Raw genomic sequence first — 21,361 nt, 5'->3', positions numbered from 1 at the left:
GGCCCCCCCGCGGCCGGCCCGCCCGCGGGCCCGGCGCCCCCCCCCCGGGCGGGCGGGGGGCCCGCGGCAGCGACGACGTACGGGACAGGTCGGGCTCCTCGTGCCCGCGCGGGGCGTCCATCGAGGCGCGCGGCGCCGGCGGCTGGGCGTTCTCGTCGCTCCAGCTCGGCACGCGCGGCTGCGCGTCACCGCCGGGCAGTTCGGCACGCGGTCCGCCGCGCGGCGGCAGCTGCGGCCTGCGGCCCGTGCCCTGCTCGGGGTCGCCGCCCTGCTTCTTGCGGCTCCGGCCGCCGCCGAAGGCGTCCTGGCCCTGCGGCCCGTTGGTGCCGGCCGCCTGCAGACCCTGCGGGGCGCCCGGCGCCTGCTGGCCGAACCCGGTGCCCGCGGGAGCGGGACGGCCCTGCGAGGAACCACCCTGCTCGAACGACGAGGTCCCCGGACCCTGCGGTCCGCGCGCTCCACCCGGCGCTCCCGGACGGCCACCGTCCGCGTCGCGCCCGGGCAGCGCGGCCCGCGGACCCTGACCGGCAGCGAGCCGGCCGCCACCGGAGACACCGCCACCGAAGGCACCGCCGGACGCACCGGCGCCGAGGGCACCGCCGCCCTGGCCCGCCCCGGCGGCACGCCGGGCCGCGGCCGCACCGGCGGCGGCCTGCGCGGCGGCGGGACCACCACCGACGGGAGGCTGACCGGCCTGCTTGGGCTGGGGCTTCCTGCCGCCCTGGGCGACATCGACGGGCAGCATGACCAGCGCGGTCGTGCCACCGGAGTCGGACGGGCGCAGCTGGATGCGGATGCCGTGCCGCTGGGACAGCCGGCCGACCACGAACAGACCCATGCGGCGGGAGACGGAGACGTCCACCGTCGGGGGAGAGGCGAGCCGCTCGTTGATCGCCGCCAGGTCCTCCGGCGACAGACCGATACCGGTGTCGTGGATCTCGATGAGAACCCGGCCGTCGGGCAGCGCGTGACCGGTGACCTTGACCTTGGTCTGCGGCGAGGAGAAGGAGGTCGCGTTCTCGAGCAGCTCGGCGAGCAGGTGCACGAGGTCGTTGACCACGCGGCCGGCCACTTCGGTGGTGGGCACCGAGGCCAGCTCGATGCGCTCGTACTGCTCCACCTCGGACGCGGCGGCGCGGAGCACGTCGACCAGCGGGACCGGACGGGTCCAGCGGCGGCCGGGCTCCTCACCCGCGAGGACGAGGAGGTTCTCACCGTTACGGCGCATGCGCGTGGCGAGGTGGTCGAGCTTGAACAGCGAGGACAGCTGGTCCGGGTCGGCCTCGCGGGACTCCAGCTCGGAGATCAGCGACAGCTGGCGCTGGATCAGACCCTGGGAGCGGCGCGAGAGGTTGGTGAACATCGCGTTGACGTTGCCCCGCAGCAGGGCCTGCTCGGCGGCGAGGCGGACCGCCTCGCGGTGCACGTCGTCGAAGGCCGCGGCCACCCGGCCGATCTCGTCGCGGGAGTGCACACCGACCGACTCCACGGACGTGTCGACGTCCTGCGGGTCGGACTCGGAGAGCTGCTTGACCAGCTCGGGCAGACGGTCGGAGGCGACCTTGGTCGCGGTGTCCTCCAGGCGGCGCAGCGAGCGGATCATGGACCGCGCCACGACGAAGGCGCCGACCAGCGACACACCGAGCACGATCAGGATCAGGGCACCGGAGATGATCGCGTCGCGCTCGGTGGCGCTGCGCAGCTCGCGGGCCTTCTGCTCCATCTCCTCGAGCAGCGTGTGCTCGATGTTCTTCATCTGCTGGATCTTGGTGGAGCTGTCGTCCAGCCAGTCGCGGTAGGACCGCTTGTCCTGCTGGGCGAGACCGCTCGCGGACTTCAGGGCGCGGCCGGCGTAGGTGTCGGTCGCCTTGATCGTCGAGTTGCCGCCGTCCTCGATCGGCTTGAGCAGCTCGGCGGCGGCGTCCTCGCCGTAGATGCTCTTGAAGCTGCGGATCTCGGAGTCCTGGCTCTCCAGGGCCGACTCGGCGTAGAGCCGGTCGTTCGGCGAGAGCTTGCCGGTCGTGGTGTTGCTCGCGGGCAGTGCCGCGGCGAGGGCCGCGCGCTGGATCGAGGAGTACTCCTTGGCGGAGGAGAACGCCGCGAGCGCACGCGTGCGCTGGATCATGTCCGGGTTGCTGGTCGCCTCGGCCATGTCCTGGGAGAGGTCGATCAGGTTCTCGATCAGACGGTGGTACGCCTCGATCGTCTGCGTGGAGTTGTCCTCGGAGGCGTAGGCGCCCTTGCGGATCTGCTCCAGGTCGCCGAGCTCGCCGGCGAGCTGGACGAGGTACTCGCGGACGCCCTTGAGGTTGCCGTCCTTGCTGGCGCCGTCGATCTCCTCGGAGCTGTCGAGGAAGTTCTTCCTCGCCCGGTCGGTCTTCTCGCGAAGTCCCTTGACCGTGAAGTCGCTCGCCTTGCCGCCGTGCGCCAGCGGGCCCGCCGACTGGTCGCGCTCCTCCTGGAGCGCGGCCGACAGCTCGGTGGCCTGCTTGGTCATGTCGGTCAGCAGCTTCATGTTGTCGAGCTGCTGGATGTCGTCCATGGACTGGTCGATACGCAGCGCGCCCAGCGAGGTGGCCGCGACCACCGGGAGGGCGAGCAGCGACACCAGTCGCGTGGAGATGCGCCAGTTGCGCAGGGCTATTCGCGACCCCGGGCCGGTCGGGCCCGCCGGCGGCTTCAGCGCCGGGGAAGAACCCGCGGCCCCCGACGGCGCCGATGCACCGGCGCGCGCGGAGCGCTCACCGCCGTCACCTGCCGGGCCCTGGTTCTGGGCGTGCTGGGGCGCGGGGCCGCCTTTCACGGGGCCAGTCCCGCCGTGCGGCTCCGGCTCCGCCGAAGCGCTGCCATCCCTCTTGAAACGTCCCTGCACTAGCGTCGCAACCTCTGGACCAGGCACCCCGTCGCCTGAACGGCGGGGCACGGTGTCGGCGTTCTGGGGACGCCCTGAAAACGCCCCCGTGGTGGTCGTGAGTGACCGGCGCCGGCTTCCCCTTCTCACCGCCACTCGGCGCGTCTGTGCGCCCCCTGTGCGCCGGCTCGATCCTGCGGCGGTCCGTGAGATTCCAGCACAGCACAGGATCTCCAACAAGGCCCGTAGGCCGAGCCGTGATGTAGGTGACACCACGTGAGTGACGGATCACCGGTCGTAGAAAGCGAGTTCGCCCATTCCGGGCATAAGCCCGCGAGTCGACAGGCCATGCCCGGTGTCCCAGTCGCCATGATCAGCAGCGGAATGATGGCTTCAGTAAGCCAATGTCCGTTTCGTTGGGGTGGACCGAGAGTCCGAATTGACCGATTCGCCCTCTGATTCGTGAGAAAACTCACATGCCGATCATGATCCCTGCGCGACAGGGCCGGGGAATCGGATGTTTAGCCTGACGCTTTACAGCGATGGCACAACCGACAACCCGCGCCCGTACGGGGGTTCAGCACCCCCCGGGCGCCCGTCACAGGACAGGGTCAAGTAAACAGTGAAGACGACGACGATGTTCCACAAGATCGCCAACCCGCGACGCACGACGCTGGCACACCTGAACGACGCCGACGAACTGCAGACGCCGGAGCAGCCGGAGCACCCCGTCGAACTGCCGGCCCAGACCGCAAACCCCAAGCGCACCGTCCTCATGGAGATCCCCGTCGCGGCCGCCGCGGCCGCGGAGTGACACCACCCAGTACGCGTGCCGGCCGCCGGATGCTCACGGCGGCGGGACCGGATTTCCGAAAGGGCGCCCTGTGACGGGGCGCCCTTTCGCACGTGACGGGGCGCCCCCTCGTCATACGCGGGGCGAGTCCGCCTCCCCGCGTTAGCCTGGACCGTCAGACTCCAGCCGCTTCAGTCAAGGGGCCAAGCAACCCGTGCGCATCGCCAGGTTCTCCATCGACGGGAACGTCGCCTTCGGCGCCATCGAGGGCGACAAGCAGGACGAACTCGTCCTGAACATCATCAAGGGCATCCCGTTCGCGGACTTCGAGCTCTCCGGCACGAAGGTGCCGGTCGGCAAGGTCAGGCTGCTGCCGCCGGTGCTCCCCAACAAGGTCGTGGCCTTCGGCCGCAACTACGCGGAGCACGCGCGCGAGCTGGGCAACGAGGTGCCCGACGCCCCCTTCGCCTTCTTCAAGCCCTCCACCTCGGTGATCGGCCCCGGTGACGAGATCCAGTACCCCTCCTTCTCCGAGGAGGTGCACCACGAGGCCGAGCTGGCCGTGGTCATCGGCCGGATGTGCCGCGAGGTCCCGCGCGAGCGCGTCAAGGACGTGATCTTCGGCTACACCTGCGCCAACGACGTCACCGCCCGCGACGTGCAGAAGCGCGAGAAGCAGTGGGCCCGGGCCAAGGGCTTCGACAGCTCCTGCCCGCTCGGCCCCTGGGTGGAGACGGACCTGGACGCGAGCGACCTCACCATCCAGCTCACGGTCAACGGCCAGCAGCGCCAGCTCGGCCGCACCAGCGAGATGATCCACTCCGTCGAGGACCTGATCGTCAACATCTCCGAGGCCATGACGCTGCTCCCCGGCGACGTGATCCTCACGGGCACCCCGGCTGGGGTCGGCCCCCTCAACGTCGGCGACGAGGTCGCCGTCACCATCGAAGGCATCGGCACTCTCACCAACAAGGTTGTCAAGCGTGGCTAGCGCATCCGGCTCCCCCGTACGCGTCCGTTTCTGCCCCTCGCCCACCGGTAACCCCCACGTGGGCCTGGTCCGCACCGCCCTGTTCAACTGGGCGTTCGCCAAGCACCACCAGGGCACCCTGGTCTTCCGCATCGAGGACACCGACGCGGCCCGCGACTCCGAGGAGTCGTACACCCAGCTGCTCGACTCGATGCGCTGGCTGGGCTTCGACTGGGACGAGGGGCCCGAGGTCGGCGGCCCGCACGCGCCGTACCGCCAGTCGCAGCGCATGGACCTCTACAAGGACGTCGCGCAGAAGCTGCTCGACGCCGGCCACGCCTACCGCTGCTACTGCTCCCAGGACGAGCTGGACACCCGCCGCGAGGCCGCCCGCGCCGCCGGCAAGCCCTCCGGCTACGACGGCCACTGCCGCGAGCTGACCGCCGCCCGGGTCGAGGAGTACCGGGCGCAGGGCCGCGAGCCCATCGTCCGCTTCCGGATGCCCGACGAGACGATCACCTTCACCGACCTGGTCCGCGGCGAACTGACCTTCACCCCGGAGAACGTCCCGGACTACGGCATCGTCCGCGCCAACGGCGCCCCGCTGTACACCCTGGTCAACCCCGTCGACGACGCCCTGATGGAGATCACCCACGTCCTGCGCGGCGAGGACCTCCTCTCCTCCACCCCCCGCCAGATCGCCCTGTACAAGGCGCTGATCGAGCTGGGCATCGCCCAGGAGATCCCGTCCTTCGGCCACCTGCCGTACGTGATGGGCGAGGGCAACAAGAAGCTCTCCAAGCGCGACCCGCAGTCCTCCCTCAACCTCTACCGGGAGCGCGGCTTCCTCCCCGAGGGCCTGCTCAACTACCTCTCCCTGCTCGGCTGGTCTCTCTCGGCCGACCAGGACGTGTTCTCGATCGACGAGATGACCGCGGCCTTCGAGATCTCCGACGTGCAGCCCAACCCGGCGCGCTTCGACCTCAAGAAGTGCGAGGCGATCAACGGCGACCACATCCGCATGCTGGATGTGAAGGACTTCACGGAGCGCTGCCGCCCCTGGCTCCAGGCGCCGTTCGCCCCCTGGGCCCCGGAGGCCTTCGACGAGGCCAAGTGGCAGGCCATCGCGCCGCACGCGCAGACCCGCCTCAAGGTCCTGTCGGAGATCACCGACAACGTCGACTTCCTGTTCCTTCCGGAGCCGGCCGAGGACGAGGCCTCCTGGACGAAGGCCATGAAGGAGGGCTCGGACGCCCTGCTGCGCACGGCCCGCGAGAAGCTCGAGGCCGCCGACTGGACCTCGGCCGAGTCGCTCAAGGAGGCCGTCCTGGCCGCCGGCGAGGCTCACGGCCTCAAGCTCGGCAAGGCCCAGGCCCCCGTCCGCGTCGCCGTCACCGGCCGCACGGTCGGCCTGCCGCTCTTCGAGTCCCTGGAGGTCCTCGGCAAGGAGACCACCCTGGCCCGGATCGACGCGGCGCTGGCGAAGCTGGCCGCGTAGAGCGGAGCACCACACGGTGAGGGCGGCGTCCGGTCCCGGACGCCGCCCTCACCGCGTCCGCCCGCCCGCCCGTCGCCCGGGGGCGGGCCAACTCCCGTCCTCCGTCGCGCAGAGCGCGCCGTGGCCGTCGTCCGGGCGCGTGTCGTCATCAGTGGCAGCGGGCGAGCGGACCGCGTGCGTGACGGGGCGGCGCACCTCACCCTCACCGGCACCATGACCCCGGGCTGAGCCGGGGACGCGGTGGGTACGGTCGGAGCATGAGCATCCAAGCCGTGGTCTGGGACGTCGACGACACCCTCTTCGACTACACCACCGCCGACCGCCTCGGCATGCGCGCCCACCTCACCGCGGAGGGCCTGCTCGACGGCTACGCCAGCGTCGAGCAGGCCATCGAGCGGTGGCGGGAGATCACCCACCTGCAGTGGGCCCGCTTCTCGGCCGGCGAAGCCTCCTTCGAGGAACAGCGGCGCGACCGCGTACGGGTGTTCCTGGACCGGGACCTCACCGACGCCGAGGCCGACGCGTGGTTCCAGCGGTACGTCACCCACTACGAGGCGGTCTGGGCCCTCTTCCCGGATGTCCTGCCCGTCCTCGACGCCCTCTCGGCGAGCCACCGGCACGCCGTGCTCTCCAACTCCAGCCTCCACGTCCAGGACCGCAAGCTGCGCGCCCTCGGCGTCCACGACCGCTTCGAGACCATCCTGTGCGCAGCCGAGCTCGGCGTCTCCAAGCCCGAGGCCGGCGCGTTCCTCGCGGCCTGCGACTTCCTCGGGCTGCCGCCGCACCGGGTCGCCTACGTCGGCGATCACCCGGAGATCGACGGACGGGGCGCCGCCGAGGCGGGACTGCTGTCGGTGTGGATCGACCGCGGCGGCCTGTACGCCACGATCGACCCGCCCGTCGGGCCGCACCGCATCGCGTCCCTGGGCGAACTGCCGTCGCTGCTCGGCTCGGATAGTCGTTTTGGAGCCCCGTCCACCTTCGGGTAATGTTCTTCCTGCGCCGCGGGGAGCGGGCCGGAAGGCCGGAATCCCAGGCGCACAGCTAGAACACGAACCCCCTGGGGGCTTGCGTTCCAGTGGCCTATGGTGTAATTGGCAGCACGACTGATTCTGGTTCAGTTAGTCTTGGTTCGAGTCCAGGTAGGCCAGCTCGCAGAGCTCATCTGCATCGCCCCCGTTGTGTAGCGGCCTAGCACGCTGCCCTCTCAAGGCAGTAGCGCCGGTTCGAATCCGGTCGGGGGTACTGGTTCCGAAGATCGGCAGATCGACGATCATCTCGGGACTGCTAGGGCCCCCGTTGTGTAGCGGCCTAGCACGCCGCCCTCTCAAGGCGGTAGCGCCGGTTCGAATCCGGTCGGGGGTACTGTCTGGTCTAAACCACATTGGTCTATGGTGTAATTGGCAGCACGACTGATTCTGGTTCAGTTAGTCTTGGTTCGAGTCCAGGTAGACCAGCTCGGACCTGCGGAAACGCAGGCTCCACGCCCCCGTTGTGTAGCGGCCTAGCACGCCGCCCTCTCAAGGCGGTAGCGCCGGTTCGAATCCGGTCGGGGGTACATCGGCGAAAGGCCCTCCACTGCTGTGGGGGGCCTTTCACGTACGTACCTTCTTGGGGGCGCGGGGAACTGCGCGATCAACCGCGACGTGCCGGCACTCGACAGCAAAACCGCACGTCCCACGGCGAGTAGTCGGGGAAAGCCTGCCGCGGCGTTGAGGCGAGCCTCCCCGAAACTCCCCGTGTCGATCAGCCGGTACGCCGCAACGCCTCGGAGAGGCGCCCCGCGGCGTCGATCACAGCCTGCGCATGCATCCGCCCCGGGTGCCGGGTCAGCCGCTCGATCGGCCCGGACACCGACACAGCGGCCACCACCCGGTTCGACGGCCCCCGCACCGGCGCGGACACGGACGCGACGCCCGGCTCCCGCTCGCCGATCGACTGGGCCCAGCCCCGCCGCCGCACACCCGACAGCGCCGTCGCCGTGAAGCGCGCCCCCTGCAGACCGCGGTGCAGCCGCTCGGGCTCCTCCCAGGCCATCAGGATCTGGGCCGAGGAGCCGGCCTTCATCGTGAGCGTGGAACCGACCGGGACCGTGTCCCGAAGGCCGGACAGGCGCTCCGCCGCGGCGACGCAGATGCGCATGTCGCCCTGACGGCGATAGAGCTGTGCGCTCTCGCCCGTGATGTCCCGGAGGTGGGTGAGCACCGGTCCTGCGGTGGCGAGGAGACGGTCCTCGCCCGCGGCCGCGGCAAGCTCGGCCAGGCGAGGGCCGAGAATGAAACGACCCTGCATGTCGCGCGCCACCATGCGGTGGTGCTCCAGGGCCACGGCCAGGCGGTGGGCCGTGGGTCGTGCCAGTCCGGTGGCACCGACCAACCCCGCGAGGGTGGCCGGACCGGACTCCAGAGCGCTCAGGACGAGGGCCGCCTTGTCCAGAACGCCGACGCCGCTACTGTTGTCCATGAAACGATACTCGCGTCTCACTCTGTGAAACGCAAGTTCAATTTTCCGTGGAACGCGCCACCCTGGAATCACGAAGTCACAACGGCCCGTGACGTAAGGGCCTGGTGGTGCGTGCTCGGGTTCAGGGGTACGGGCACTGCCTCCTCAAGATCTCTAGTTGGGTCGGCGGACCGTCGCCGGCCGGAGGGAACAGCGATGGGTAGGACACTCGCGGAGAAAGTCTGGGACGACCATGTCGTCCGGCGCGCGGAGGGCGAGCCCGACCTTCTCTTCATCGATCTGCACCTGCTGCACGAGGTGACCAGCCCGCAGGCCTTCGACGGTCTGCGCAAGAGCGGCCGCACGGTGCGGCGTCTGGACCTCACCATCGCCACCGAGGACCACAACACCCCCACCCTGGACATCGACAAGCCGATCGCGGACCCGGTCTCGCGGGTGCAGCTGGAGACGCTGCGCAAGAACGCCGCCGAGTTCGGCGTGCGTCTGCACCCGCTGGGCGACGTCGAGCAGGGCGTCGTGCACGTGGTGGGCCCGCAGCTGGGTCTGACCCAGCCGGGCACCACCGTGGTGTGCGGTGACTCCCACACCTCCACGCACGGTGCCTTCGGCGCGCTGGCGTTCGGCATCGGCACCTCCCAGGTGGAGCACGTGCTGGCCACCCAGACGCTGCCGATGTCCCGCCCGAAGACCATGGCGATCACCGTCGACGGCGAACTGCCCGACGGCGTCACCGCCAAGGACCTGATCCTGGCGATCATCGCGAAGATCGGCACCGGCGGCGGCCAGGGCTACGTCCTGGAGTACCGCGGCGAGGCCATCGAGAAGCTGTCGATGGAAGCCCGCATGACCATCTGCAACATGTCGATCGAGGCCGGCGCCCGCGCGGGCATGATCGCCCCGGACGAGACCACCTTCGCCTACCTCCAGGGCCGTCCGCACGCTCCCGAGGGCGAGGACTGGGACGCGGCCGTCGCGTACTGGAAGACGCTCAGGACCGACGAGGACGCCGAGTTCGACGCCGAGGTGGTCATCGACGCCGCCGAACTGTCGCCGTTCGTCACCTGGGGCACCAACCCCGGGCAGGGCGCACCGCTTTCGGCGTCCGTCCCCGATCCTGCTTCGTACGAAGACGCATCGGAGCGCTACGCCGCCGAAAAGGCCCTGGAGTACATGGGGTTGGAGGCCGGGCAGCCGCTGCGCTCCATCACCGTGGACACCGTCTTCGTAGGCTCCTGCACCAACGGCCGCATCGAGGACCTGCGCGCCGCCGCCGAGCTGCTGAAGGGCCGCAAAGTCGCCGACGGCGTACGGATGCTGGTCGTCCCGGGCTCCGCGCGGGTGGGTCTGCAGGCCGTCTCCGAGGGCCTGGACGTGGTGTTCAAGGAGGCCGGCGCCGAGTGGCGGCACGCGGGCTGCTCGATGTGCCTGGGCATGAACCCCGACCAGCTCGCCCCCGGTGAGCGCTCCGCGTCCACCTCCAACCGCAACTTCGAGGGCCGGCAGGGCAAGGGCGGACGCACCCACCTGGTCTCGCCCCAGGTCGCGGCCGCCACCGCCGTCCTCGGTCACCTGGCCTCCCCGGCCGACCTGTCCGACGCCGCAACCCGCACGCCCGCTGGAGTCTGATCAGTCATGGAAGCCTTCACCACCCACACCGGCCGGGCCGTCCCGCTGCGCCGCTCCAACGTGGACACCGACCAGATCATCCCCGCCCACTGGCTCAAGAAGGTCACGCGCGACGGGTTCGAGGACGGGCTGTTCGAGGCCTGGCGCAAGGACGCATCGTTCGTGCTCAACCAGCCCGAGCGCAAGGGCGCGACCGTCCTGGTCGCCGGCCCCGACTTCGGCACCGGCTCCTCGCGTGAGCACGCCGTCTGGGCACTGCAGAACTACGGCTTCAAGGCCGTGATCTCCTCCCGCTTCGCCGACATCTTCCGCGGCAACTCGCTCAAGAACGGCCTGCTCACGGTCGTTCTGGAGCAGGGGACCGTGGACGCGCTGTGGGAGCTCACCGAGAAGGACCCGCAGGCGGAGATCACCGTCGACCTCCAGGCTCGCGAAGTGCGCGCCGAGGGCATCACCGCCGCCTTCGAGCTGGACGAGAACTCCCGCTGGCGGCTGCTGAACGGCCTCGACGACATCTCGATCACCCTGCAGAACGAGGCGGACATCGCCGCCTACGAGGCCAAGCGCCCCGCCTTCAAACCGCGCACCCTCCCGGTCTGACCCCGGGCACGGTCCGCCGCCTGAGAGCAAGGCGACTTTCGGCCAGAGCAACATCCCCTCTGTACCCCCGATCAGCCCGATCGGGGGTACAGCCGTGTCTGCACCCGAACGGCCCTGCCCACCCGCAGTTCGGCTGCCAACTTCCCGCGTTAAGCCCGTGGTTGCTGGGGTAAGCGAGGGGTACAGCCGTGACTTCCACGTGTGCCGGGAAGGCCGTTAGAGGCGGCAGTTGTCCCCTGCGCAGGCGACAACTCGCCCCAGATGGCACAATCTGTGCATGGAACACGACGGCCAACTCGAGCTCTATGCGGCAGTCGCGGACCAACTCAAGGAAGCGCACACAAGGGTGCGCGCACTGCAAGTCCCGGAGGGCGTACGGATGGCGCTGACCCGGAAGCTGCTGGTCATTACGGCCGCGGCCAAGCACGATCTCGCCGACGCGGCAAGGCGGCTTGAGCGGTTCAATACGGACCTCGACGAGGGACGTCTCCCCGTCGAGGAACGCTGAGCCTCTCGGCACCGTCGAGTCCGCTGCGGCACAAGGGTGATAAGCCCGTTTCGTGTTTGATTTGCGGTATATATCTGCCTAACGTGCGAAAAGCTTGAACACTTTCGTTCTGGCGATGTCTCCGAAGGGGAAGACGTGAACAAGGCGCAGCTCGTAGAAGCGATTGCCGACAAGATGGGCGGCCGTCAGCAGGCCGCCGACGCTGTCGACCATGTACTGGACGCCATCGTCCGAGCGGTCGTCTCGGGTGAGCGGGTCTCGGTCACCGGCTTCGGTTCGTTCGAGAAGGTCGACCGCCCGGCCCGGTACGCCCGTAACCCCCAGACGGGCGAGAGGGTTCGGGTCAAGAAGACCTCCGTTCCGCGCTTCCGCGCCGGTCAGGGCTTCAAGGACCTGGTCAGCGGCTCGAAGAAGCTGCCTCGTGGCGGTGAGGTCTCCGTCAAGAAGGCGCCGAAGGGCAGCCTGAGCGGCGGTGCCGGCGCGACGGTCAAGAAGGCCGCCGCGAAGAAGGCGACCACCAAGTCGGCCGCCGCCAAGAAGACCACCGCCAAGAAGACGACGGCGAAGAAGGCCACGACGAAGACCGCGGCGGCGAAGAAGACCACCGCGAAGAAGGCGCCCGCCAAGACCACGGCGGCGTCCAAGACCACCGCCGCGAAGAAGACCACCGCGAAGAAGGCCCCGGCGAAGAAGGCCACGGCCAAGAAGGCGCCCGCCAAGAAGTCGACGGCGCGCAAGACCACCGCCAAGAAGACCACCGCCCGCAAGAAGTAAGGGCAACGGGGTACTCACGCGCCGGGCCGGACTCCGCACGGAGTCCGGCCCGCGGCGTGTTCAGCCCGTGGTCAAAGGGTCTGCAGGGTCACCAGAGTGATCCGGAGCGCCTCCCGCGCCCCTTCCACCTCGATGCGTACCCGCTGGCCCGGGCGCAGCAGTCTGAGGCCACCCGCGTCGAACGCGGCCGCGTCGAAGGGCACCGGGGTGCCGTCGTCCAGGAGCACCTGCCCGCTGCGGCTTTCGGGGTCGTACGTGTACGCGGTCGCCTGCATGTCCGCAGCCTACTGCCCGGGTATCAGCAACCGCGCGGCGGCCGCGGCCGTATGAGGACCGACCCCCAGGGCCAGCGCGCTGCGCAGGTCGTCGCCGGTGTCCACGTCCTGGCGTACGGAATCGACCGCGGTCAGGGGCAGTTCCACGGCCCCGGATGCGCGGTGCCGGGCCCGGGAGTCCGTGCCGAAAGCGGGGCGCAATTCCCGGCCCGGGGCGGCGGACAGCAGGGTCGTTCCGATTGCGGCCGCGTCCGGGAGAAATGCGCGCGGGAATTCGGCGGCGGCATCCAGTACCCGGGACAATTCCGCTGGGCGCAGGGCCGGCAGATCGGCGTTCAGTGCGGCCACCGCCCGGGCCGGGCGGGCGGACCGTACGGCCCGCGTCGCGTGTGCGAGGGCGGCGTTGAGGCCGCCGCCCGGCTCGTCGGGGATGATCGCGGCGCCCAGCGCGGCCAGCTCGCGGCCCGCCCGGAGATCGTCCGTGACGACTGCCACATCTCCCACCCCGGGGCAGGCCAGCGCGGCCGCCACCGTGTCCTGGGCGAAGGCCAGCGCCAGGTCCGGCCGCAGCCCCTCGTCCGCGGTGTCCGCCAGCCTGCTCTTGGCCTGGGCCAGGGGCTTCAGGGGTACGACCAGGGTCCACTGCACGGGTGTTCCGTCCTCCTCTTGTCGCGCTCATTGTCACCCGGGGCCTCCGGCGGGCGGCGTGCCGGGGCGTACGGTGTTCTCGACAGACCGGCGGCCTGGGGCGACACTTGTGCGGCCCCCCGTGGCCCCGGCTTCAGGCCCTAGAGGAAGGTGTCCGCGTGCCCCGCCGCAGAATCGGCTTCTGGTACCGCTTCGCCGCGGTGATCTGCAAACCGCCGCTGGTGGTTCTGCTCAGGCGGGACTGGCGTGGAATGGAGCACATTCCGGCCGAGGGCGGATTTATCACCGCGGTGAACCACAATTCGCACGTCGACCCCTTCGCTTACGCACACTTTCAGTACAACACCGGGCGCGTCCCGCGATTCCTCGCGAAGAGCGGGCTTTTCAAGAAGGGATTCGTCGGAGCAGCGATGCGGGGCACCGGGCAGATCCCCGTCTACCGCGAGAGCACGGACGCGCTGAGCGCCTTCCGGGCCGCGATCGACGCCGTGGACCGCGGGGAATGCGTGGCCTTCTACCCGGAGGGCACCCTCACGCGCGACCCGGACGGCTGGCCCATGACCGCCAAGACCGGGGCCGCGCGCGTCGCCCTGCAGACCAAGTGCCCGGTCATCCCCGTCGCCCAGTGGGGCTGCAACGAGTTGCTGCCGCCGTACGCGAAGAAGCCGAATCTGCTGCCGCGCAAGACGCACCACGTGCTCGCCGGGCCGCCCGTGGACCTCGCGCGGTTCTACGACCGGGAGATGACCGCGGAACTGCTGAAGGAGGCCACGGAGGTCATCATGGCCGCCGTCACCGCCCAGCTGGAGCTGATCCGCGGGGAGAAGGCACCCACGACGCCGTACGACCCGCGCCGGGAGCGGATCGAGCAGCGGCGCCGCACACAGGCACAGACACAGACGCACCGGGAGGCCGGGCAGACCGTGCAGGAAGAGGGGCTGGGCAAGTGAGCAAGCCGGTCAAGGCGGCGGTCCTGAGCGCCGGTTCGTGGGGTACGGCCTTCGGCATGGTGCTCGCCGACGCGGGGTGCGAGGTCACCCTGTGGGCGCGCCGCCCGGAGGTCGCGGAGGCGATCAACTCCACGCGGACCAATCCCGACTACTTCCCGGGCGTCGAGCTCCCGGAGAACGTCCGGGCCACCACGGACCCCGCACAGGCCGCCGCGGACGCGGACTTCACGGTGCTGTCGGTCCCCTCGCAGACCCTGCGCGGCAACCTCGCCGAGTGGAGCCCGCTGCTGGCCCCGGACACGGTTCTCGTGTCGCTGATGAAGGGCGTCGAACTGGGCTCCGCGATGCGGATGAGCGAGGTCATCGACGACGTCGCCAAGGTCGGCCCGGAGCGGATCGCCGTGGTCACCGGGCCCAACCTGGCACGGGAGATCGCCGCGCGGATGCCGGCCGCGGCCGTGGTGGCCTGCACCGACGAGGCCGTCGCCCAGCGGCTCCAGGCCGCCTGCCACACGCCGTACTTCCGCCCGTACACCAACACGGACGTGGTGGGCTGCGAACTGGGCGGGGCCGTGAAGAACGTCATCGGTCTCGCCGTCGGCATCGCGGACGGCATGGGCCTGGGCGACAACGCCAAGGGTTCGCTCATCACCCGCGGCCTCGCCGAGACCACCCGGCTCGGCATGGCGCTCGGCGCCGACCCGCTGACCTTCTCCGGGCTCGCGGGCCTGGGCGACCTGGTGGCCACCTGCTCCTCGCCGCTGTCGCGCAACCACACCTTCGGCACCAACCTCGGCAAGGGCATGACCCTGCAGGAGACCATCGCGGTCACCAAACAGACCGCCGAGGGCGTCAAGTCCTGCGAGTCGGTGCTCGATCTGGCCCGCAGGCACGGCGTCGACATGCCGATCACGGAGACGGTCGTCGGCATCGTGCACGAGGGCAAGCCCCCGGTGGTGGCCCTCAAGGAGCTGATGTCGCGCAGCGCGAAGCCCGAACGACGCTGAGCGACGCGAGCCCGGCGGCGCTTACTAGCGGCCCTACCAACGGGTACTCTCAACGCGATATGAGCACCGAGAACCTCCCCCAGAGCCCCGAGCAGCCGCCTCGCAAGCCGCGTGTGGCCGTCGTGTTCGGCGGGCGCAGCTCCGAACACGGGATCTCCGTGGTCACCGCCGGCGCCGTCCTCAAGGCCATCGACCGGACGAAGTACGACGTCCTGCCGATCGGCATCACGCAGGACGGGCGTTGGGCGCTCACGGCGGACGAACCGGAGCGGATGGCGATCGTCGACCGGCGCCCGCCGAGCGTCGACGCCCTCGCCGAGTCCACCGAGGGCGGAGTGATCCTCCCGGTCGACCCCGCCAACCGCGAAGTCGTCTACAGCGAGCCGGGGTCGGTGCCCAAGGCCCTCGGCGAGGTCGACGTGGTCTTCCCGGTGCTGCACGGCCCGTACGGCGAGGACGGCACCCTCCAGGGCCTGCTGGAGCTCTCCGGCGTCCCGTACGTGGGTTCGGGCGTGCTCGCCTCGGCCGTGGGCCAGGACAAGGAGTACATGAAGCGGGTGTTCACCTCCTTCGGGCTGAAGGTCGGCCCGTACGTGGTGGTGCGCCCGCGCGAGTGGCAGCAGGACCAGGCGGCCGCCCGCAAGAAGATCGTCGACTTCGCCGGCGAGCACGGCTGGCCGCTGTTCGTGAAGCCCTCGCGGGCCGGCTCGTCGATCGGCATCACCAAGGTCGACGACCTCTCCGGCCTCGACGAGGCCATCGACGAGGCGCAGCGGCACGACCCGAAGATCCTCGTGGAGGCCGCGCTGCGCGGCCGCGAGATCGAGTGCGGCGTCCTGGAGTTCGAGGACGGCCCCCGGGCCTCCCTCCCCGCGGAGATCCCCCCGCCCGAGGCGCAGGCGTACTACGACTTCGAGGCCAAGTACATCGACTCCACCCCGGGCCTCGTCCCCGCGCCCCTCACGCCCGAGGAGACGGCCGAGGTCCAGCGCCTGGCGGTCGAGGCGTTCGAGGCGGCGTCCTGCGAGGGCCTGGTCCGTGCGGACTTCTTCCTCACCGAGGACGGCGAGTTCGTGATCAACGAGATCAACACCATGCCCGGCTTCACGCCCATCTCGATGTATCCGCAGATGTGGCAGGCGAGCGGGGTGAGCTACCCGGAGCTGGTGGACCGGCTGGTCCAGGCGGCGCTGCGGCGGTCGACGGGCCTGCGCTAGGTCGCGTTCCGCAGGGGCGCGGGGAACTGCGCGACCAGCCACACACGGCCCGCAGACTCAGGACAAGGGCACCCTCACGGCTCAGGAGGCGATTCCCTCGGGGATCGCCTTCTTCACAGCGGCAGCCAGATCGATCAGCACACCCGAGGTGTCCGCGCCCTCCGGGGCCCGGACCTCGACGTACGCCTCCCGGTTGGCGGTGGTGAACACGTACCCGCCGTCGTCCTGCTTCTCCATCAGCCAGTCGACCCCGTTCACGCCCCCGGCGACGGCATCCGGATCATGCCCGTCGGCGACCCTGGGATCGACCATCTTCGGCGGCTGCGGCACACCGCAGCGCAGTATGATCGCCGGGCTGCCCCAGCCCGCCGTCAGCGCCGAGGCGGGCTCGGGATCCGCACGGCGCTCACCGTCCACCTTCGCGGGCAGTACCTTGTCCAGGTTCCGGCACAGTCCCACGGCCTTCGCGTCCGGACTGGGAACCGCCGCCGACGCGCTGTCGTCTGCTGAGGAGCAGCCCGCAGCAGTGATCAACAGCGCGACAGCGGGCAGGCGGAACACGCGGAAGACACAACGGTGCCGGTGACGGAAAGAGTTCACCGGCACAGGGTAGACGGGGGCTACAGATGGACGACCGGGCAGGTCAGGGTGCGGGTGATGCCGTCCACCTGCTGAACCTTGGCGACCACCATGCGGCCGAGATCGTCGACGGTGTCGGCCTGGGCCCGCACGATCACGTCGTACGGTCCCGTCACGTCCTCGGCCTGGATCACCCCAGGGATCTTGCCGATCGTCTCGGCGACGGTCGACGCCTTGCCGACCTCCGTCTGGATCAGGATGTACGCCTGTACCACGGAACCTCCAGGGCGGCCACGAGGATCATGTGGGGAAAAGGAACGCCACGGTATCGCGTCGCCGCTCGCCGCGGGGAGACCCACGGGGACCGGGTTGTGCGCGCCGGGGTGCAGGTCCGGCAGAACTTGACGGTCACTTCGACCGTAGCGAGGACCGAGATGCCTCGCGACCGGGCACGGACAGGGACAGAAGGGGAGCAAGGGCAATGAAGGGCACTGTTGGTGAGCTCGGTGAGTTCGGGCTCATCAGGGAGCTCACCTCCCGTCTGACCACCACCCCGGCGGTCCGGGTCGGCCCCGGCGACGACGCCGCCGTGGTGGCCGCCCCCGACCGCAGGGTCGTGGCGAGCACGGACATCCTGGTGGAGGGCCGGCACTTCCGGCGTGACTGGTCGACGGCCTACGACGTGGGCCGCAAGGCGGCCGCGCAGAACCTCGCCGACATCGCCGCCATGGGCGCCGTGCCGACCGCGCTGCTGCTCGGTCTGGCCGTCCCGGCCGAGCTGCCGGTGACGTGGCCGAGCGAGCTGATGGACGGCCTGCGCGACGAGTGCCAGGTGGCGGGCGCCGCCGTGGTCGGCGGTGACGTCGTACGAGGCGACTCGATCATGGTGTCGATCACCGCGCTCGGCGATCTGCGCAACCAGGAGCCGGTGACGCGGGCAGGCGCCAGGCCCGGCGACCGCGTCGCGGTGACGGGCTGGCTGGGCTGGTCGGCCGCCGGGTACGCGGTGCTGTCGCGGGGGTTCCGTTCACCGCGGGCGTTCGTGGAGGCGCACCGGCGTCCGGAGCCGCCGTATCACGCGGGTCCGGCCGCCGCCGGCCTCGGGGCGACCGCGATGTGCGACGTGAGCGACGGGCTGATCGCGGACCTCGGTCACATCGCCGAGGCGAGCAAGGTGCGCATCGACATCCGCTCCGGGGCGATCGACATCCCCTCCCAGATGAACGACATCGGTCAGGCCGTCGGGGTCGACCCCATGCAGTGGGTGCTGACCGGGGGAGAGGACCACGCGATCGTGGCGACCTTCCCGCCGGACGTGAAGCTGCCCGCCCGCTGGAAGGTCATCGGCGAGGTCCTCAACCCCTCGGCGCTGCCCCAGGTGACGGTCGACGGGGCGCCGTGGACCAGCAAGGGCGGCTGGGACCACTTCGGGGACATAGAGCCATGATCCCGGGCGTCCTGACGGTGGCGGGCTCCGACTCCGGAGGCGGCGCGGGCATCCAGGCCGACCTCAAGACGATGCTCGCGCTGGGCGTGCACGGCATGAGCGTCGTGACGGCGGTGACCGCGCAGAACTCCCTCGGTGTGCAGGGGGCTTGGGAGCTGCCCGTGGAGGCCGTGCGGGCCCAGTACCGCAGTGTCGTCGACGACATCGGCGTGCAGGCGGTCAAGACGGGCATGCTGGCCTCGGCGGAACTCGTCGAGGCGGTCGCCGAGTTGATCGCGGGGACGGACGCACCGGCGGTCGTCGACCCGGTGGGCGTCTCCAAGCACGGTGACGCCCTGCTCGCCGCCTCCGCGCTGGACTCCGTCCGCACGAAGCTGCTGCCGGCGGCGACGGTCGCCACCCCCAACCTCGACGAGGTGGCCCAGATCGCGGGGGTACGGGTCGAGGCGGAACGCGACATGCGCACGGCCGCCGAGGCCGTGCTGGCGTACGGGCCGCGCTGGGTGCTGATCAAGGGCGGCCACCTGCCCGGGGACGCCGTCGACCTGCTCACCGACGGCTCGGAGGAGCACTGGCTGCGGGCGCCGAGGCATGACAACCGCCACACGCACGGCACCGGCTGCACCCTCGCCTCCGCGATCGCCTCCCAGCTCGCCAAGGGGCAGTCCGTGCCGGAGGCGGTGGCCGCGGCGAAGGACTACGTCACGGAGGCCGTCGCGGCCGGGTTCGCCCTCGGCGGGGGGATCGGGCCGGTGGACCACGGCTGGCGCTTCCGGACGGGCACCGAACGCTGACGACGCTGACGGTCAGGCGCGGTGAAGGGCCTGACCGTCGGAGAGGCCCGGCGCATATCAGGCAGGCGCATATCAGGCAGGCGGGAATCAGGCACGGCAAAGAGCCGGCCCACCAGAGGTGGACCGGCTCTGCAGCGAACCAGCAGTGGCCGCGCGCTAGCTGAGCGTCAGCGCGAGACCTTGCCGGCCTTGATGCACGAGGTGCAAGCGTTCACGCGCTTCGGCGTCCCGCCCACCACGGTACGCACACGCTGGATGTTCGGGTTCCAGCGACGGGGCGTACGGCGGTGCGAGTGCGAGATGTTGTTGCCGAAGCCCGGCCCCTTGCCGCAGACGTCGCAGTTGGCAGCCACGGGTCACTCCAAAGACTTCAGATGCACTTACGGTTGATCCCGGCAGGCCGGGATCAGGACTCTCGGGCTGTGAGCAGCCGGTCGAAATCTGAGTGGCGTTGCCAGGGGGAAGGCCCGATCAGATCGGGCAACCGGAGCAGCATACAACGGCTGCACCCGTAGAGCGAAACTACCATGGCAGCTCAGGGGCCCCGTCCCCTCCCACTTCCGGTGAACACGGCCCCGGGGTCTACGCTGCCTGCCACGTCCGGCAGCTCAGGGAGGCGTAGTGGCGCAGGTGCCGCAGACATTCTTCGATGCTCTCGCGGTGCGCACCTGGTGCGGTCTCGCGCTGGAGACACTGGGGCGGGCGCGTGAGGAGATCGACGCGATCAACGTCTACCCGGTGGCGGACGGCGACACCGGCACCAACCTCTATCTGACCGTGGAGTCCGCGGTCGCGGCCGTCGAGGCGGTGTTCGCGGGGCATGCGGCGGGCTCCGGCACCCCGGGAGGCCCGGGCGCCGCGCGCTTCGGTGCCACGGGCTCCGAAGGGCCGACGCTCGCCGACGCGGCCCGGGCGATGGCACACGGTGCGCTCATCGGCGCCCGCGGGAACTCCGGGACGATCCTCGCCCAGCTGCTGCGCGGCATGGCCCAGGTGCTGGCCGAGGGCGACCTCGCCCATGCCGACGGCCGGGGGCTGGGGCTCGCCCTGCGCCGCGCCGCCGACTTGGCCCGCGAGGCCGTCGCCCATCCCGTCGAGGGCACCGTCCTCACCGTCGCCTCGGCCGCCGCCGACGCCGCCGGCGGTGCGGAGGGCGACTGCGGAACCGTGGCCCGGGCGGCCTACGAGGGAGCCTGCACAGCCCTCGCCGAGACCCCGGGCCGGCTGCCCGTCCTGGAGCGCGCCGGGGTGGTCGACGCCGGCGGGCGGGGGCTGGTCGCGGTGCTCGGGGCACTGGTGGAGACGTTCACGGGGGAGAAGGCGAGGGGCCCTCGCCGCGCCCCCCACACGCGCGTGCATCCCGCCGCGGGCGCCCTGCCCGGCGACGGCGTCCTGGGCGAGTGCACGGACGGCGCCGCCGCCCCGCCCGGCGAGGAGGGGCCCGCCTTCGAGGTGATCTACCTCCTGGACGCCGAGGACGCGGCCGTGGAGCGGCTGCGGCAGCGGCTCGACGCCCTCGGGGACTCCCTGGTCGTGGTCGGCGGCGACGGACTGTGGAACGTCCACGTCCATGTCGACGACGCGGGTGCGGCCGTCGAGGCCGGCATCGAGGCCGGGCGGCCCCACCGCATCCGCATCACGCACTTCGGCGCCGGCGACGTGCACACCACCGGCGCCGAGCGGCCGCTGCGGGAGCGCGCCGAGCGGGCGGTCGTGGCCGTCGTGCCCGGCGAGGGCCTGGCCGGGCTCTACACCGAAGCAGGGGCGACGACCGTGCTCGCCCGCCCCGGGGAGCCGCCCGCGAGCGGCGAGCTCGTCCAGGCCGTACGGCGGGCCCACGCGCGCGAGGTCGTGCTGCTGCCCAACGACGCCGACCTGCGCCACACCGCTGCCGCGGCCGCCGAGCAGGTTCGCGCCGAGGGCGTCCGGGTGGCCCTGATCCCGACCCGCTCGGCGGTCCAGGGCATCGCGGCGCTGGCCGTCCACGCACCGGACCGCCGCTTCGACGAGGACGTCGTGTCCATGACCTCGGCCGCCGGCGCCACCCGTTACGCCGAGGTCACCGTCGCCGAACGGCAGTCCTGGACGATGGCCGGCATCTGCCAGGCCGGTGACGTCCTGGGCCTGATCGACGGGGACGTGGCCGTGATCGGCTCGGACGTCGCGGTCACCGCCGAGACCGTCCTGGACCGCATGCTCTCGGCCGGGGGTGAGATGGTCACCCTGGTCCTCGGCGACGACGTGCCCGACACCGTCGCCGAGCGTCTGGAGAGCCGGGTCCGCGAGCGGTACCTCGCCGTCGACACGGTCCTGTACCGGGGCGGACGGCAGGGGGCCCTGCTTCTCATCGGCGTCGAGTGA

21 protein-coding genes and 5 tRNA genes are annotated in these 21,361 nt (G+C 70.9%); 19 read left to right on the top strand and 7 right to left on the bottom strand.

The window, feature by feature from the left end:
• A partial coding sequence (locus AB0F04_RS26435; RefSeq protein WP_362045222.1) for a nitrate- and nitrite sensing domain-containing protein occupies positions 1 to 2,872 on the bottom strand: 2,872 nt, incomplete at its 3' end.
• A 601-nt stretch (positions 2,873 to 3,473) separates the two neighbouring features.
• Between AB0F04_RS26435 and AB0F04_RS26430 the strand changes: the two genes are divergently transcribed.
• The 9 genes from AB0F04_RS26430 (at position 3,474) to AB0F04_RS26390 (ending at position 7,670) form a co-directional block, all read left to right on the top strand.
• Positions 3,474 to 3,665: a hypothetical protein gene (locus AB0F04_RS26430; protein WP_344458990.1), complete on the top strand. Its 192-nt coding sequence runs from the start codon at positions 3,474 to 3,476 to the stop codon at positions 3,663 to 3,665.
• A 193-nt stretch (positions 3,666 to 3,858) separates the two neighbouring features.
• Entirely contained in the window at positions 3,859 to 4,635 is a 777-nt protein-coding gene (locus tag AB0F04_RS26425; protein WP_362045219.1) for a fumarylacetoacetate hydrolase family protein, read from the top strand.
• On the top strand, positions 4,628 to 6,112 hold the full coding sequence (gltX, locus tag AB0F04_RS26420) for a glutamate--tRNA ligase (RefSeq protein ID WP_362045216.1): 1,485 nt from the start codon (positions 4,628 to 4,630) through the stop codon (positions 6,110 to 6,112). The genes AB0F04_RS26425 and gltX overlap by 8 nt, the downstream gene beginning before the upstream one ends.
• A gap of 257 nt (positions 6,113 to 6,369) precedes the next feature.
• Positions 6,370 to 7,101, top strand: coding sequence for an HAD family hydrolase (locus AB0F04_RS26415; RefSeq protein WP_362045213.1), 732 nt, complete (start codon positions 6,370 to 6,372; stop codon positions 7,099 to 7,101).
• 90 nt (positions 7,102 to 7,191) lie between these two features.
• Positions 7,192 to 7,263, top strand: a tRNA-Gln gene (locus AB0F04_RS26410).
• Positions 7,264 to 7,284: 21 nt separating this feature from the next.
• Positions 7,285 to 7,357, top strand: a tRNA-Glu gene (locus AB0F04_RS26405).
• A 47-nt stretch (positions 7,358 to 7,404) separates the two neighbouring features.
• Positions 7,405 to 7,477, top strand: a tRNA-Glu gene (locus tag AB0F04_RS26400).
• 20 nt (positions 7,478 to 7,497) lie between these two features.
• Positions 7,498 to 7,569, top strand: a tRNA-Gln gene (locus AB0F04_RS26395).
• A gap of 28 nt (positions 7,570 to 7,597) precedes the next feature.
• A tRNA-Glu gene (locus AB0F04_RS26390) sits at positions 7,598 to 7,670 on the top strand.
• Between the two features lie 188 nt (positions 7,671 to 7,858).
• Here the strand turns inward: AB0F04_RS26390 and ndgR are convergent.
• Positions 7,859 to 8,575 (bottom strand): IclR family transcriptional regulator NdgR, encoded by a 717-nt coding sequence (gene ndgR / locus AB0F04_RS26385; RefSeq protein ID WP_003993203.1) that lies wholly within the window; start codon positions 8,573 to 8,575, stop codon positions 7,859 to 7,861.
• A gap of 195 nt (positions 8,576 to 8,770) precedes the next feature.
• Here ndgR and leuC point away from each other — a divergent pair, with 195 nt between their 5' ends.
• From leuC to AB0F04_RS26365, 4 genes are all read left to right on the top strand, one after another.
• Positions 8,771 to 10,201, top strand: coding sequence for a 3-isopropylmalate dehydratase large subunit (gene leuC / locus AB0F04_RS26380; RefSeq protein ID WP_362045210.1), 1,431 nt, complete (start codon positions 8,771 to 8,773; stop codon positions 10,199 to 10,201).
• A gap of 6 nt (positions 10,202 to 10,207) precedes the next feature.
• Positions 10,208 to 10,801 (top strand): 3-isopropylmalate dehydratase small subunit, encoded by a 594-nt coding sequence (gene leuD / locus AB0F04_RS26375; RefSeq protein ID WP_362045207.1) that lies wholly within the window; start codon positions 10,208 to 10,210, stop codon positions 10,799 to 10,801.
• A 277-nt stretch (positions 10,802 to 11,078) separates the two neighbouring features.
• Positions 11,079 to 11,309 carry a hypothetical protein gene (locus tag AB0F04_RS26370; protein ID WP_053668772.1) on the top strand — a complete coding sequence of 77 codons (231 nt, stop codon included), beginning with the start codon at positions 11,079 to 11,081 and terminating at the stop codon, positions 11,307 to 11,309.
• Between the two features lie 135 nt (positions 11,310 to 11,444).
• On the top strand, positions 11,445 to 12,083 hold the full coding sequence (locus tag AB0F04_RS26365) for an HU family DNA-binding protein (protein WP_362045203.1): 639 nt from the start codon (positions 11,445 to 11,447) through the stop codon (positions 12,081 to 12,083).
• A gap of 71 nt (positions 12,084 to 12,154) precedes the next feature.
• Here the strand turns inward: AB0F04_RS26365 and AB0F04_RS26360 are convergent, their stop codons facing one another.
• Together AB0F04_RS26360 and cofC are read right to left on the bottom strand one after the other, a co-directional pair.
• On the bottom strand, positions 12,155 to 12,358 hold the full coding sequence (locus AB0F04_RS26360) for a hypothetical protein (RefSeq protein ID WP_184908503.1): 204 nt from the start codon (positions 12,356 to 12,358) through the stop codon (positions 12,155 to 12,157).
• A gap of 9 nt (positions 12,359 to 12,367) precedes the next feature.
• Positions 12,368 to 13,006 carry a 2-phospho-L-lactate guanylyltransferase gene (cofC, locus tag AB0F04_RS26355; RefSeq protein ID WP_362045200.1) on the bottom strand — a complete coding sequence of 213 codons (639 nt, stop codon included), beginning with the start codon at positions 13,004 to 13,006 and terminating at the stop codon, positions 12,368 to 12,370.
• A gap of 158 nt (positions 13,007 to 13,164) precedes the next feature.
• Here cofC and AB0F04_RS26350 point away from each other — a divergent pair, with 158 nt between their 5' ends.
• The 3 genes from AB0F04_RS26350 to AB0F04_RS26340 are packed head-to-tail and all read left to right on the top strand — an operon-like array spanning position 13,165 to position 16,180.
• Complete coding sequence (locus tag AB0F04_RS26350) at positions 13,165 to 13,956, top strand: lysophospholipid acyltransferase family protein (protein ID WP_362045197.1); 792 nt, start codon at positions 13,165 to 13,167, stop codon at positions 13,954 to 13,956.
• Complete coding sequence (locus tag AB0F04_RS26345; RefSeq protein ID WP_362045194.1) at positions 13,953 to 14,963, top strand: NAD(P)H-dependent glycerol-3-phosphate dehydrogenase; 1,011 nt, start codon at positions 13,953 to 13,955, stop codon at positions 14,961 to 14,963. Before AB0F04_RS26350 ends, AB0F04_RS26345 begins: the two co-directional genes overlap by 4 nt.
• 59 nt (positions 14,964 to 15,022) lie before the next feature.
• On the top strand, positions 15,023 to 16,180 hold the full coding sequence (locus tag AB0F04_RS26340) for a D-alanine--D-alanine ligase family protein (protein WP_362045191.1): 1,158 nt from the start codon (positions 15,023 to 15,025) through the stop codon (positions 16,178 to 16,180).
• A gap of 81 nt (positions 16,181 to 16,261) precedes the next feature.
• On the opposite strand, the gene AB0F04_RS26335 is transcribed toward AB0F04_RS26340, so the two are convergent.
• Both AB0F04_RS26335 and AB0F04_RS26330 read right to left on the bottom strand, forming a co-directional pair.
• A complete protein-coding gene (locus AB0F04_RS26335; RefSeq protein WP_362045188.1) occupies positions 16,262 to 16,780 on the bottom strand; it encodes a DUF3515 domain-containing protein in 519 nt (172 codons plus the stop codon).
• Positions 16,781 to 16,800: 20 nt separating this feature from the next.
• Entirely contained in the window at positions 16,801 to 17,034 is a 234-nt protein-coding gene (locus AB0F04_RS26330) for an Lrp/AsnC ligand binding domain-containing protein (protein WP_029384521.1), read from the bottom strand.
• 206 nt (positions 17,035 to 17,240) lie between these two features.
• Here AB0F04_RS26330 and AB0F04_RS26325 point away from each other — a divergent pair, with 206 nt between their 5' ends.
• Both AB0F04_RS26325 and thiD read left to right on the top strand, forming a co-directional pair.
• Positions 17,241 to 18,206: a thiamine-phosphate kinase gene (locus AB0F04_RS26325; RefSeq protein ID WP_362045185.1), complete on the top strand. Its 966-nt coding sequence runs from the start codon at positions 17,241 to 17,243 to the stop codon at positions 18,204 to 18,206.
• Positions 18,203 to 19,000 carry a bifunctional hydroxymethylpyrimidine kinase/phosphomethylpyrimidine kinase gene (thiD, locus tag AB0F04_RS26320; RefSeq protein ID WP_362045182.1) on the top strand — a complete coding sequence of 266 codons (798 nt, stop codon included), beginning with the start codon at positions 18,203 to 18,205 and terminating at the stop codon, positions 18,998 to 19,000. Before AB0F04_RS26325 ends, thiD begins: the two co-directional genes overlap by 4 nt.
• 167 nt (positions 19,001 to 19,167) lie before the next feature.
• Here the strand turns inward: thiD and rpmB are convergent, their stop codons facing one another.
• Positions 19,168 to 19,353 carry a 50S ribosomal protein L28 gene (gene rpmB, locus AB0F04_RS26315; RefSeq protein ID WP_004924906.1) on the bottom strand — a complete coding sequence of 62 codons (186 nt, stop codon included), beginning with the start codon at positions 19,351 to 19,353 and terminating at the stop codon, positions 19,168 to 19,170.
• Between the two features lie 268 nt (positions 19,354 to 19,621).
• On the opposite strand from rpmB, the gene AB0F04_RS26310 reads away from it, so the two are divergent.
• A complete protein-coding gene (locus tag AB0F04_RS26310; protein ID WP_362045179.1) occupies positions 19,622 to 21,361 on the top strand; it encodes a DAK2 domain-containing protein in 1,740 nt (579 codons plus the stop codon).

Origin of the sequence: Streptomyces sp. NPDC029041 (genome assembly GCF_040637515.1) — a bacterium.
Classification (GTDB): Bacteria; Actinomycetota; Actinomycetes; order Streptomycetales; family Streptomycetaceae; genus Streptomyces.
This window is presented reverse-complemented; position numbering and strand designations above follow the sequence as displayed.

What these genes read in the sequence shown, in the direction of transcription:
- AB0F04_RS26415 (WP_362045213.1), top strand. Translation starts at nt 6,370, where the DNA reads ATGAGCATCCAAGCCGTGGTCTGGGACGTCGACGACACCCTCTTCGAC.
- ndgR (WP_003993203.1), bottom strand. Translation starts at nt 8,575, where the DNA reads ATGGACAACAGTAGCGGCGTCGGCGTTCTGGACAAGGCGGCCCTCGTC.
- leuC (WP_362045210.1), top strand. Translation starts at nt 8,771, where the DNA reads ATGGGTAGGACACTCGCGGAGAAAGTCTGGGACGACCATGTCGTCCGG.
- leuD (WP_362045207.1), top strand. Translation starts at nt 10,208, where the DNA reads ATGGAAGCCTTCACCACCCACACCGGCCGGGCCGTCCCGCTGCGCCGC.
- AB0F04_RS26370 (WP_053668772.1), top strand. Translation starts at nt 11,079, where the DNA reads ATGGAACACGACGGCCAACTCGAGCTCTATGCGGCAGTCGCGGACCAA.
- AB0F04_RS26360 (WP_184908503.1), bottom strand. Translation starts at nt 12,358, where the DNA reads ATGCAGGCGACCGCGTACACGTACGACCCCGAAAGCCGCAGCGGGCAG.
- AB0F04_RS26340 (WP_362045191.1), top strand. Translation starts at nt 15,023, where the DNA reads ATGAGCACCGAGAACCTCCCCCAGAGCCCCGAGCAGCCGCCTCGCAAG.
- AB0F04_RS26325 (WP_362045185.1), top strand. Translation starts at nt 17,241, where the DNA reads ATGAAGGGCACTGTTGGTGAGCTCGGTGAGTTCGGGCTCATCAGGGAG.
- thiD (WP_362045182.1), top strand. Translation starts at nt 18,203, where the DNA reads ATGATCCCGGGCGTCCTGACGGTGGCGGGCTCCGACTCCGGAGGCGGC.